Here is a 12,847-nt window from a genome sequence, read left to right as displayed (position 1 = left end):
CCTGCGGTAAAACGGTTATGAGTTTGCGTCAAGAACTTCTTGTTCAAAACTCTTTTAATACGCGGTGTTCTCGGTTTAATAAAAAAGATATTATCTGGTTTTCAAAGAACAAGTTTGAGAGTAAACCTCTCAAAACTAAACAAAGTTTCGTGCTTGTGCAGGTTCCGTTTCTATCCTTAGAAAGGAGGTGATCCAGCCGCAGGTTCTCCTACGGCTACCTTGTTACGACTTCACCCCAATCATCTGTCCCACCTTAGACGGCTGGCTCCTATTGGTTACCCCACCGGCTTTGGGTGTTACAAACTCTCATGGTGTGACGGGCGGTGTGTACAAGGCCCGGGAACGTATTCACCGCGGCATGCTGATCCGCGATTACTAGCGATTCCGACTTCATGCAGGCGAGTTGCAGCCTGCAATCCGAACTGAGAACGACTTTCAGAGATTAGCTTAACCTCGCGGTCTAGCGACTCGTTGTATCGTCCATTGTAGCACGTGTGTAGCCCAGGTCATAAGGGGCATGATGATTTGACGTCATCCCCACCTTCCTCCGGTTTGTCACCGGCAGTCTTGCCAGAGTGCCCAACTTAATGCTGGCAACTGACAATAAGGGTTGCGCTCGTTGCGGGACTTAACCCAACATCTCACGACACGAGCTGACGACAACCATGCACCACCTGTCATTCTGTCCCCGAAGGGAACACCTAATCTCTTAGGCTATCAGAAGATGTCAAGACCTGGTAAGGTTCTTCGCGTTGCTTCGAATTAAACCACATGCTCCACCGCTTGTGCGGGCCCCCGTCAATTCCTTTGAGTTTCAACCTTGCGGTCGTACTCCCCAGGCGGAATGCTTAATGCGTTTGCTGCGGCACTGAAGGGCGGAAACCCTCCAACACTTAGCATTCATCGTTTACAGCGTGGACTACCAGGGTATCTAATCCTGTTTGCTACCCACGCTTTCGAACCTCAGCGTCAGTTACAGACCAGAGAGCCGCTTTCGCCACTGGTGTTCTTCCATATATCTACGCATTTCACCGCTACACATGGAGTTCCACTCTCCTCTTCTGCACTCAAGTCTCCCAGTTTCCAATGCACGACTTCGGTTAAGCCGAAGGCTTTCACATCAGACTTAAAAGACCGCCTGCGTTCCCTTTACGCCCAATAAATCCGGACAACGCTTGCCACCTACGTATTACCGCGGCTGCTGGCACGTAGTTAGCCGTGGCTTTCTGGCCAGATACCGTCACTGCACGAGCAGTTACTCTCGCACACGTTCTTCTCTGACAACAGAGTTTTACGATCCGAAAACCTTCTTCACTCACGCGGCGTTGCTCCATCAGACTTTCGTCCATTGTGGAAGATTCCCTACTGCTGCCTCCCGTAGGAGTTTGGGCCGTGTCTCAGTCCCAATGTGGCCGATCAACCTCTCAGTTCGGCTACGTATCATTGCCTTGGTAAGCCATTACCTTACCAACTAGCTAATACGCCGCGGGTCCATCCCAAAGTGATAGCCGAAACCATCTTTGACACAGAAACCATGTGGTTTCTGTGGTTATGCGGTATTAGCATCTGTTTCCAAATGTTATCCCCCGCTTTGGGGCAGGTTACCCACGTGTTACTCACCCGTTCGCCACTCAGTTGTTTAAGTCGGTGCAAGCACCAGTTAAAACAGCTTCGTTCGACTTGCATGTATTAGGCACGCCGCCAGCGTTCGTCCTGAGCCAGGATCAAACTCTCATTTTAAAGTTTGTGACTCATTTTTATTACTAGCGAATTGACTTCGCAAATTTTGTCCTTGCTTTCGCAAGGCCCTGCACATTTGCTTTATCGAAACTTTGTTCAGTTTTCAAAGGTCTACTGTTTTAATAACGCAACTTTTAAAGTATATAACATAATTCATAATCAGTCAAGAACTAATTTGAAGTTTTTATTTTTAAAAGCTCGGTTGCTCAGCAGCAACGTGTTTAATATTACCTTTGTGCCTCAAATAAGTCAAGCTGAATTTGCTTTTTTCTTGTTAGCCAATAAATGGAACTCACCAAATAAACAGACTTTTTTTCTATGCCTTCACATTTTCATTAGTTTTGTATCCGTTAACTATATTTTAAATAGACTTGATAACTTAAAATTACCCCAAAAAGCAAACAAAAAAGGAATCTCTCAAATATAGAAATTCCTCAAAAAAATTATTTTTTTTCTTCATGTTCTTGCTTTTTTTTAAAATTAAATCTGCTTGCCCTTAGTCCACGCGCAATGATTTGAAAGAAGGTTAGTGAGTGAAACATTTTGTTGGGCCCTAAATGAACACGAATCGCTCTTAAAACTTCTTTAGGATGTCGTGATGAAAACATATAGCGACCATTTTTTTTAGTGTTAATTGCATAACGTGGAATCCATCTGCCATTTAAGATTGAAGCTGCTTCCACATAATCAATCTCCTCCCAGGGAATTTGAATATACTTATTTTTATCACGAGAATTATAAAACTCAAAAGCTCGATTTCCAACCATTACTTGACCGTAATCGCCTAAACCCAAAAATGAAGTTGACTCCATTACCAATTCAACCTTTGTATTAAGTGATTGTACCATTTTTTAACCTCCTCTAACTGAATGTCTTCTATAGTATTAATTATAAGTCAAAAAATTCGATTCCCTACATTATTTGTTAATAAAAAGGTCTATGATAAAACTCTCGCTTTACCATAGACCTAAGCCAACCCTTCAATAGGCAAAAAACAATCAAACTATTTCACTATTTTAAAGCAATCCAATAACATGGCCTACAACACCAACTACGAAAAGTCCTAGAATAATGATAATCGGCGAAACTTTCTTCTTTAAAAGCCACATGCATAAGAAGGTTAATAATAAACCAGCTAAGCCAGGAATTAATGAATCTAAGTTGTTTTGCAGCGTCGTCGTTTTATATTGGGTTAAGGACAAACCAGCCTTATAATCTGTAAACGCCTTTAAAAGTCCTGCATGATTCATTGAGATTTTGTCCCAATCAATATAAGCACCGGAACTAAGTTTAACATTAGAAACAACTGGTATAAACTTAATTGATACCCAACGTTGTACCAAAGCTGCTAAAACAAACATTCCCATCATCGAAGCTAAACTAGTTACATCATGAAGTAAACCACCAGACAAGTCATCAGTGATCTTTGAACCCGCGCGATAACCAAATTCCTGTGTATACCACATAAATGCCCAACGAATAATGTTCCATAAAACAAAGAACAAAATTGGTCCAACAATATTTCCACTAATTGCTAGTGAAGCACCTAAAGCACCTAAGATTGGACGAACCGTGTACCAGAACACTGGATCACCAACACCAGCCAAAGGTCCCATCATACCAACTTTAACACCTTGGATAGCTACATCATCAACTGCAGCCCCATTTGCTCGATCTTCTTCCAAAGCTAATGTAACACCGATAACTGGTGAAGCTAAATACGGATGGGTATTGAAAAATTCCATATGACGTTTTAAAGCTGCCGCCCGATCTTCTTTTTTGGGATATAACTTTTTCAAAGCTGGAATTAAAGCATAGCACCAACCACCATTTTGCATACGTTCATAGTTCCAAGAACCTTGAATGAAGGTAGAACGCCAAGCAACGGCTAAACGATCCTTTTTTGTTAGTTGAATCTTCTTTTCTGCCATTTTTTATTCCTCCTTCATTAAATTAATAATCATTCAAAATATCGTCTAACGGATCGCCACCATTACCGCCATTGCCACCGTTACCGCCACCATTAGCGGCTTTCTTCGACAAGTTTTGGTAAATTAAAGCTAGTGACAAGCCTAATGCGCCAATTGCAATTAAAGTCAAATCTGTAACAGTTGCTACAACAAAACCAATTGCAAAGAATGGCCAAACTTCACGGCTTGCCATCATGTTAATAACCATTGCATACCCAACAGCGACAACCATGCCACCACCAATGGTCATCCCATCTGTTAACCAAGAAGGCATTGATTCCATGACACCTTTAACTGTTGAAGCTGGAATAAACATCATAGCTGCAGCCGGGATTGCGATTCGTAATCCTTGCATACAAATTGCTACAACTTGCCAAAAATCAATCTTACGTGTATCACCTTCAGCAGCTGCTGCATCCATAAAGTGAACAATCGGAACAGCCAATGTCCGAGCAATCATAGTTAAGAACAAACCAGCAACAGCCAACGGAATTGCCATTGCAACTGATGTTCCTACACCTTTAGTTCCTTGACCACCTAAAACCAAAATAATAGCAGAAGCTACAGCAGCCAAAGCAGCATCGGGAGCAACAGCTGCACCGATATTTGCCCAACCTAAAGCAATCATTTGCAACTGACCACCTAAAATGATACATGGAATCAACTGGCCTGTCACCAAACCAATTAAAGTACATGCTACTAATGGTTGATGAAATTGAAACTCATCTAAAATACCTTCCATCCCTGCAAAAAATGCAACGATGACAACTAAAATAATCGATATAGCAGACATGATAATCCTCCTTTTTTTCAGTTATATCTCTTTGACAACAATATTAATTTTGAACTGCTGCCAATTCAGACTTTGCTTTTTTAATTAATTCATCCATATTGCCATGTGAATCATTTGGAACCTTGCGGACATCAAAACTAATGCCTTTTCCCTTCAATTTTTCAAATGTCTCCACATCTTCAGGACTCATCGATAAAACCTTATTAACAACAACTTTGCCAACTGAATGTGCCATTGAACCGATATTTAATTCTTTAATATCAACTCCACCTTCAATTGCCCGTAAAGCATCTTCTGGATTTTCAAACAACAATAAAGCTTTAGTATTGCCAAATCGTGGATCTTTTGCAATTTCAATCAACTTATCAATTGGAATAACATTGGCTTTAACATCTGGGGGAGCTGCTTGAACAATCAATTTTTTACGTAATTCATCTTTAGCAACATTATCAGAAACGACAATAATTCGCGTCGGCTGAGTCGTCTTTGTCCAAGCTGTTGCAACCTGTCCGTGTAACAAACGAGAATCAATTCGTGCCAAAACATACTTAATCTTGCCATCACCAACAACTGTTCCTGGTGCTAATCGGCCACGCGGTCCTTTAGCTACCTTAGTAGCTGCTTGAGTTTTTGGCTGCAGCGCCTCAGGTTTGACTTTAACTCCATCTTTGGCTGTTGCAATAATATGAGCAGCAATTTCGTGAGCTGATTCCATCGATAATCTTGAGGCATAAGCTTCAATCACCATTGGCAAATTCATTCCTGCTACAATTGCCCACTTATCTTTGTGTGCTTCTAATAAATTATTGGCTTGATTGAACGGTGTTCCGCCCCAAAGGTCAATTAAGAACAAAACCTGATCTTGATTATCAAATGATGCAATCGCTTTTTCCATTTTAGCTCTGACATCATCTGGGCCTTCATTTGGCATCAAGGTAACTGCTGCAACATTTTCCTGGTCGCCGAAAATCATTGATCCGGATTGGTAAATGCCTTCAGCAAAGCCACCATGACTTGCTAGGATAATTCCTACCATGTTTAATACCTCCTAAAATTTATTCCCTTAACACATTAAGGGTTGCAAAGTGTCACGCATTCCCAAATTACTGAAAATACCTGCCGTGAATCTACTCACCACCTTTCATCTTCAAACAGTCTAGACTAACTTTTTATCTTTCAAATATTTCCACAAATTCTTAGAATTATCTCCAGAGACTTTGCGAACATCTAATTGAATATCATGCTGGTGCATCCATTTAAAAGCTAGGACATCATCTTGATTAACAGCAATTGTATCCGTTACCATTATCCGACTACTATCAAAACTTAAAGCTCCAATGTTAACCTTCGAAACTTTAAGTCCTCCAGCAATTAAACGCTGCGCATCAACTGGTCGTTCCACTAAAACAAGTACTTGAAAGAAATCAAAGCGCGGATCGCGATAGATGCTAAGCATCTTAGATACTGGCATAACATTTACTCGAATCCCGGGAGGTGCTGCTTGAAACATCAATGTTCGCCTAATGTTATTGTGAGCAGCTTCATCCGAAACAACTAAAATCCGATTAACTTTAGTTACCTTTGCCCAGTTAGTAGTAACCTGACCATGCAGTAAACGACTATCAATTCGCAATAGGCGAATATCCATTGACATTCACATCACCAAATTCCCAATGACTGATTTTGTAAAAAGCAGGTGAATTCGTAGCAATTGATCTTTAGCAGTAATTCGCCACGCTTAACAACACTTCACTTTATTTATAAGCAAAAAGCATGCCAACTTTTGTGTATCGCTTTCAGGACTTATTTAACAGCATTTTACTTTAAAAATAAAAAAGACACACTAATTTAAGAATAGTGTGTCTTTAGTGTATCACTGTTTTTTTATTTCTGTATCAATCAGCTGATAAATATAGTATGTTTCAGCGGCTGCTAAATTTAAATTCAAAGTTTCTCGCAAAATATCGTTTGCTTGGCTAATTACTTGAAAAAGCGGCTGTTTTCGCAGCTGTGAAATCTGTTCTTGTTCAACATGCATTTGTGAGTTAGTTAAGCACCGCTCAATCGCACCAGCCAAATGCATTACAAGGCTAAGTTTAAATGAATTGCTTAAGCTAAGTTGCTGACGTCGTTCAATAAAGTCACAATAACTATCCAAAACCTTGATAACTTTCGGGGGATTAATAAAAGTAAAGTATTGTGCTAAATATTTTTCTGCCAATTGTTCAGTAGCCTCTGGAGAATTCTCTAGCATCATTAATGCCGATTGATCTTCACCACTCAACTGATCAATCATATTAATAAAAGCTTCTCCCCCGCCTTGAAGCAGGCTTTCCAGCGAGATAAAAGGTGCTGCGATTTCAGGTTTAGTGACTCCCGTCGTGGCAATAATTTGATATTTTTGCTGAATTTGTTGCAATCGACTTTTCATGTTAACAATTGAAATTGGAATCACACTAACATCTTCAATCAAATTATCAATTAACAGTTTATCTAACAAATCTTTAATTTTTTGCGCTGTTCCCTGTCCCGTTGAACAAACTGCCACAATTGCTTTATGCCGCTGATCCACTGTCATTTTTTCGTGTGTTACTGATTTAGCTGCCAAACCATGGCCACTCGGTGTTCGAGAGTATCCATCAAATTCTTGTAATTCATGAGATACCGTCTGTAAATCACTATCAATCAAAGAAGTTTTACGAGCTGCCTCTAAAACCATCGCTGTCGTTACCATATCGATTGTCTTAACTTGAATATTAGTCATTTCTGTCAACTTTTCACTAAACGTACTTAACGACCCCATATCAACCAATAACAATACCCCATTGCCCTGATCAACCTTTTTAATTTGCTGAGCAATTCCCAGTAATGCACTTTTAGGGCTCATTTCTAACGGCATGTCAAAAGCAGCAATATTATCAATTGACAACAACTGCGAAACGACTTGAGACATTGATGTCGCCGTACTTTTACCATGAGCTGCGACAACAATTCCTACTTTACCGGTTTTCGGAGCCGAGCGCAAAGAAGCCAACAAAACAGCCAAATAATAAACCTCCGATTCAGGGATTGGAATATGATAATGTTTTTCAATCAAACTTTTAACTTGACTAGCCATTTTCAGTTCTGCCGGATAATCATGAACCAAAGAAATTAAATCAGCTGAAATTTCGCGTAATGGTTTACCTGACTGAATTCGTTTTATAAATGAACTGATATGCAAGCTCATCGCATAAATAAAATTTTCGCGAACTGGATATTGCTGTTGGCGCAAAAATTTTTGGATTTTTTTGGTTAAATCAATAATTTCCTGATCAACTATCTCATTAAGTCGATTCTCCGCCCTATCAAATTGTCCCTGATGGTAGAAAGACTTTAAATGCAAATTGATGTCTGTCATGATGAAATTGTTAATCGATGGCTGGTCTAAGCCCTCATCTTTAAGTAAAGCTGCTTTATCACCAATAATTTCGTACAAATTATACGGTAATTCATAACTATCAATTTGCGGCACATCTCGTTGCGCATCCGGCTTAATTAACATTATCGGTTCTAATAAGCGCGTCAGCTTACCAAGTTCTTGCCGATTTCCTGCTAAATTGGTCAAACCATCTTTAATATTTGGCGGTAACTGATCAAATTTCAAAGTAATCTCTGCTTTATTTTGAATACTATTCAAAAACCCCTGAGCACAAACTAACTGAATATTTGATTTTAATTGTCCAACATTCCCATAAGTTACACTTCCTAGCAATGCTTGCACCACATCTTCATTTAAACGAATGTTCTTATGGATTCGATTTGCTTCAAGTGTCAGTAATTGTTCCAATAAAGCTAATTTTTCTTGCGGAGTACGCTGATTAAAAGGCGGTAATTGGATTAAAATTGGAATTCTGCGCACAAAGGTTTGCAGAAGTGCACTTTCTGGATCTTCTGTCGTAGCACAAATCAATCGTACATCAGCATGGTGTGTTTTCGCTGTCTCACCTAAACGACTATAAGTTCCATGATCCATAAAATAGAAAATCATTTCTTGTCCTTCTGGTGGCAGGCGATGTACCTCGTCTAAAAACAGAATTCCGCCAGCAGCTTGTTCAATTAAGCCTGGTTGATCTTCACTAGCCCCGGTAAAGGCCCCTCTAACATAACCAAATAAATGAGACATTAATAATTGCGGATTGTGTGCATAATCCGCACAATTAAAGGTTGCAAATTCTTGATCACCAACCAGTCCTTGTCCACGAGCAAAGCGATACATTGTATTAGCAAAATAAGTCTTCCCAGAACCAGTAGGACCAATAATTAAGGTGTTCAAACCGTGTGGTGGATAAAGTAAAGCTGCTTTTGCCTGTTCGACTTGATTTTTCAAACTTGCACGGCTACCGACCATTTTATCGAAAACATTCCGATCATCATTTTTAGTCGATCTAGCTGTTGGCTGCTTAGCTTGGCCCGCAAAACCAATTGTGGGTGCTTGTTCACTTTGAAGATAATCATTGAACGTCGTATTAGATTCAGTAACTGGTAAATAATGCACTGGTCGACCTTTAAGTTTAAATATTTGCTTTTGTCGAACCAGATTATTTAGTTCTTTACTGACATTTGAACGTAAAATACCGAGTGACTGAGCAATCTCATTAGTTGTTAACCCAACGTCTACCTTTGCATGTGCCTGCAAATACTGCAGAATTTTTTCCCGCCGAGTCATATTAGCCCCACCTTTCACATAATTCCTTGTGTATCACAAGTGTATCACAGAAATAAATAAAGCCTAGGTTAAAACATCTTCTGACATTTAATCATCGAACTATTAATCACTAAAGGTTGAAAGTACAAAAATAGACCGTACTCGTCGATATCATTGAGTTACAGTTATCTTAACTGAAACTGGAAAGTTCAAAAATCACTTAACATAATAAAATAGATTGCTTTTAGTATTACTTAACTCTTCGGAACTTAGCAATTCATTTTCGCTGTTTATCTTTAACTTAATTTAATCAATAAAACTACTGATAAAATAATGTTCACAGAAACTTACCTAAGCTTGTTTCTGTGAACATATTAATACATTTTAGATTTTAATTAGTCAATTTACCGCTTAGCCATTGGTAAGTTAATTTCCAGTTTTTCCAAGTAGTAGAACCAACCATTGCTGCCAGTGTCAAAAAATATGGTAAAAACTGAATCAAGTAGCGACTGCGTCCACCCTCAAAAATTAATAAGTACACAAAGCTGCCAATAATTGCCAGCCGCAACATTTGGACAAAACGACTGCGCTCCTGCCATCCCCAAGCAATTAACAGCAGTAAACAGCACCACCAAATTTGCGCAATAAAGCGAAAGTCACCTAACCGAGTACCATACAAATAAATAAATTGTTCTAATTGACGAGCCACTCCGTCAGATAACGGTTTAGTTTCGCCGGCAATAAAGTTGCCTTCTTTGACCCAAGCAAAAGTTCCATCTGCAGTATTGCTTTGTTGCTTTTGAACCAAGAACCACAAATACCCTCCAAAACCTTTTTTTTGTAATCTTTCCCATAAAACTTCTTTAGAGTAATCAATTCGACCTTGTTTGGTTTGAATTTTTGCCATCTCCAAAGCGTCCTTAGGATTGTATCCGCCATTGCCTGATACACCCATACTAATAAAATGAATCGCTGGTATTTCTCGGCTTTGATCAACTTTGATATATTGTTGTCCCTTAATTGTACGACTTACATAATAATAACTGCCTCCTAAGGATAAAAACATCAATAAAACTAGCAATAAATTTTCATTCCTTGAATTTCGAGTGTCTTTACCTATTCCAAATAATTGCAATAGCTCAATCAGCAATATTGCAATGCCGCCAATAATTGCTGATGGTTTGAGAAAATATGCCGCTACCAACGCCACTCCAAATAATATTGCCCCAGTCATTTTAAAAAGAACTGATCGTTTACTATGAAAAAGCATACAATATCCTAATAAATAACCTGCCACCAATGGTAAAACCCAAGTATCAGTGTATGGAACAATAATCATTGGAAAAACAGCTAACCAAAAAACTTGCAAATAAATTGCAATCAAAATCTTTTTGCGATCAATTATCCAGATTGTAAAAATATTAAAAATAGCTGCTAAGTCAACTAAAAATAGCGTTATTAAATCAAAGAATAACCAGCTAGTTGTTTTAAAAACAAGTGCTAACTGATGCTGAACTAACAGTAAAGGCAAATTATTATAATTTTGACTGAAATACGAGCGAATTGTTGTGTTAGATTGATCTACTAAAGCTTGATGAATTGCACTGACATCAAAACCAATTGCGGGATGAACTAAAAATACAAATAGTAACTGCCACAAAACAACCAACACCAAACTAACGATAGATGTAAGCAAGCCTTTATCTATAAATATTTTTTTGAGCCATTTCCTAAAAGTTGTAAAAACAATCAGACAAACACCCATTGTTCCAATTATTAATAATACGATTGTTGTAAAGTAGGTAGTTCCCGCCCCAGTAATTCGATTGTCTCCCAAAATTAAATTAGGCGATGTCAGAGCAAAAAAAAGCGTTAGAATAAACAAAAAATAAAACAAATATAAAATACCATTATTAAGTCGTTTATACATATTCACCATTTCCTAATCTGCTACACTAATGCAATATGAACGTGTTGGTGATTCTCCGACTTCAATTCTGATTAGCTGAATGCCTAAAGCCAGAAAAGCCTCTGTCAATAACTGATACAACCACACCGTAACATTTTCCACAGTTGGGTTAGTTTCTTTAAAGTATGGCAAATTATTTAAAAATTTACCTGAAAAGGTCTGGAAGACTTTATGTATGGTATCTTCAATTTCTTTAAAAATCACTGTTTTATCTGCCGAACTACTTAATTCACAGACAACTTCCCATGTATGTGTATGCTGCTGACCAATTCCATTTTCCCAACGTACTGCGTGACTTGCATTGAAAAACGATCTAATTTTGTAACTATACTTTAAAGTCATTTTTTATTCTCTACCTTTCTTGGATACTTTTTTCTTAAAGAGCTGCAAATCCTTTTTCAAAACTAATTTCAAAGCAGAAAATTCTTCATTAAATGTAAGAGCATTCCAACTTGATTTTTGAGTCATACTATTCAAAATGCCGATAAATCGAATCCAAGAACAAATAAAATTGTAAAACGGTAAGGTCAATGCAACCCACCATAAAACTGCAAAAAATTTTTTTTCAACCGAAAATCCCCGTAATAACAACAGCACACAAATATAATTTAATGCCCCCACAAAAACATAAAGCAAATAAATTACCAAATAAGATAACAATAATAATTTCCAAGAGTAGCCTAACGCAACTAAAACTAAACTGGCAAATAACCAAATCATTTTAGGAAATAAAAAAGTATGGTCAATCAACATTCGGCGAACCAAAAAGTTCTTAAAAAAATAAGTTATTTTCAATTTTCGATTGTATTGCTGTACTACTTCAATTTCTCCGCGCTGCCAACGTTGCCGCTGACGATATAAATTGTCTAAGCTTTTAATCGGTTCAATAAAGAAAATTGCTTTTGTACAAATTACAACTTGATCATTCAGCCTCTCCCTTATTTGAAAAGTCATATCGGTATCTTCTCCAATTGTCTCAGTGTTATACAAAAAAGTGTCTAATAAATAGCTCCGACGAAACGCCGAAAAGGCACCTGACATTGTAAATAATTGATTATGCCGTGATTCAATTGAACGACCAGCTAAAAAAGCTTGGGCATACTCAAAAAATTCATTTCGCTGTAACAGAGCTAATCCTAAATACTGCTTTTCTTTAACCATCTCAGGTTCAGGTAAAATAACTCCTGTTAATGCAGCAATTTGGGGATTATTTTCAAATTGTAAAACCATATTCATGAGTGCTTTTTTTTCTAGAGCACCATCACTATCAATATTAATAATATAAGTTCCAATACTACTATAAACTGCTGCATTCAGCGCTTTGGCCTTCCCCTTTTCTGTCCGAATCAATTGAATATTCAAATCAGGGAATTCTTTTTGAGCTTGATCATAAATCAAAAAACTATCATCAGTACTTTGATTGTCAGCTAAAATTATCTGAATCAGTTCTTTTGGATAAGTTGAAACTGCAATTGAACGAATACATTTAAAAAGCGTGGCTTCCGAATTATAAACTGGAACAATTAGTGAAATTAACGGCAGTTTCTCCGGTATTGCCAATTTTTCTGTCCGCCAATTATGGATTAACAGCCAAGTGCCTGAAATTATTGCCGGAAAAATTTCTACGACTACGGGGATCAACGCCCATGTAATCCAAAAACCCATTTTGAAGAATGTTAAGTCTACCC

9 protein-coding genes and 1 rRNA gene are annotated in these 12,847 nt (G+C 38.1%); all 10 read right to left on the bottom strand.

What is annotated here, in order from left to right; all coding sequences use genetic code 11:
• Positions 1-180 precede the first annotated feature (180 nt).
• A 16S ribosomal RNA gene (locus G6O73_RS10325) occupies positions 181-1,740 on the bottom strand.
• Positions 1,741-2,183: 443 nt separating this feature from the next.
• Positions 2,184-2,588: a DUF956 family protein gene (locus G6O73_RS10320; RefSeq protein WP_057884948.1), complete on the bottom strand. Its 405-nt coding sequence runs from the start codon at positions 2,586-2,588 to the stop codon at positions 2,184-2,186.
• Between the two features lie 168 nt (positions 2,589-2,756).
• On the bottom strand, positions 2,757-3,671 hold the full coding sequence (locus G6O73_RS10315; RefSeq protein ID WP_057884947.1) for a PTS system mannose/fructose/sorbose family transporter subunit IID: 915 nt from the start codon (positions 3,669-3,671) through the stop codon (positions 2,757-2,759).
• Between the two features lie 22 nt (positions 3,672-3,693).
• Positions 3,694-4,503 carry a PTS mannose/fructose/sorbose transporter subunit IIC gene (locus tag G6O73_RS10310; protein WP_057884946.1) on the bottom strand — a complete coding sequence of 270 codons (810 nt, stop codon included), beginning with the start codon at positions 4,501-4,503 and terminating at the stop codon, positions 3,694-3,696.
• A 43-nt stretch (positions 4,504-4,546) separates the two neighbouring features.
• The gene (locus G6O73_RS10305; protein WP_057884945.1) at positions 4,547-5,539 is read right to left on the bottom strand and encodes a mannose/fructose/sorbose PTS transporter subunit IIA; all 993 of its coding nucleotides are present in this window, start codon (positions 5,537-5,539) and stop codon (positions 4,547-4,549) included.
• Positions 5,540-5,659: 120 nt separating this feature from the next.
• A complete protein-coding gene (locus G6O73_RS10300) occupies positions 5,660-6,157 on the bottom strand; it encodes a PTS sugar transporter subunit IIB (RefSeq protein ID WP_083478429.1) in 498 nt (165 codons plus the stop codon).
• Positions 6,158-6,376: 219 nt separating this feature from the next.
• Complete coding sequence (locus G6O73_RS10295; protein WP_057884944.1) at positions 6,377-9,211, bottom strand: sigma-54-dependent transcriptional regulator; 2,835 nt, start codon at positions 9,209-9,211, stop codon at positions 6,377-6,379.
• Positions 9,212-9,581: 370 nt separating this feature from the next.
• Positions 9,582-11,120: a TIGR03766 family XrtG-associated glycosyltransferase gene (locus G6O73_RS10290; RefSeq protein ID WP_162254585.1), complete on the bottom strand. Its 1,539-nt coding sequence runs from the start codon at positions 11,118-11,120 to the stop codon at positions 9,582-9,584.
• A 12-nt stretch (positions 11,121-11,132) separates the two neighbouring features.
• Complete coding sequence (locus G6O73_RS10285; RefSeq protein WP_057884942.1) at positions 11,133-11,501, bottom strand: 6-carboxytetrahydropterin synthase; 369 nt, start codon at positions 11,499-11,501, stop codon at positions 11,133-11,135.
• Positions 11,502-11,504: 3 nt separating this feature from the next.
• The gene (locus G6O73_RS10280; protein WP_187327493.1) at positions 11,505-12,824 is read right to left on the bottom strand and encodes a TIGR03111 family XrtG-associated glycosyltransferase; all 1,320 of its coding nucleotides are present in this window, start codon (positions 12,822-12,824) and stop codon (positions 11,505-11,507) included.
• Positions 12,825-12,847 lie beyond the last annotated feature (23 nt).

This window comes from Liquorilactobacillus nagelii DSM 13675 (genome assembly GCF_019444005.1).
In the GTDB taxonomy this organism is placed as follows: domain Bacteria; phylum Bacillota; class Bacilli; order Lactobacillales; family Lactobacillaceae; genus Liquorilactobacillus; species Liquorilactobacillus nagelii.
The sequence above is the reverse complement of the archived record's forward strand: the minus strand, read 5'-3'. Positions and strand labels throughout refer to the sequence as shown.

Bases quoted from the DNA above. Each gene is read 5' to 3' on its own strand.
- G6O73_RS10320 (WP_057884948.1), bottom strand. From the start codon at position 2,588: ATGGTACAATCACTTAATACAAAGGTTGAATTGGTAATGGAGTCAACT.
- G6O73_RS10315 (WP_057884947.1), bottom strand. From the start codon at position 3,671: ATGGCAGAAAAGAAGATTCAACTAACAAAAAAGGATCGTTTAGCCGTT.
- G6O73_RS10310 (WP_057884946.1), bottom strand. From the start codon at position 4,503: ATGTCTGCTATATCGATTATTTTAGTTGTCATCGTTGCATTTTTTGCA.
- G6O73_RS10305 (WP_057884945.1), bottom strand. From the start codon at position 5,539: ATGGTAGGAATTATCCTAGCAAGTCATGGTGGCTTTGCTGAAGGCATT.
- G6O73_RS10300 (WP_083478429.1), bottom strand. From the start codon at position 6,157: ATGTCAATGGATATTCGCCTATTGCGAATTGATAGTCGTTTACTGCAT.
- G6O73_RS10295 (WP_057884944.1), bottom strand. From the start codon at position 9,211: ATGACTCGGCGGGAAAAAATTCTGCAGTATTTGCAGGCACATGCAAAG.
- G6O73_RS10290 (WP_162254585.1), bottom strand. From the start codon at position 11,120: ATGTATAAACGACTTAATAATGGTATTTTATATTTGTTTTATTTTTTG.
- G6O73_RS10285 (WP_057884942.1), bottom strand. From the start codon at position 11,501: ATGACTTTAAAGTATAGTTACAAAATTAGATCGTTTTTCAATGCAAGT.
- G6O73_RS10280 (WP_187327493.1), bottom strand. From the start codon at position 12,824: ATGGGTTTTTGGATTACATGGGCGTTGATCCCCGTAGTCGTAGAAATT.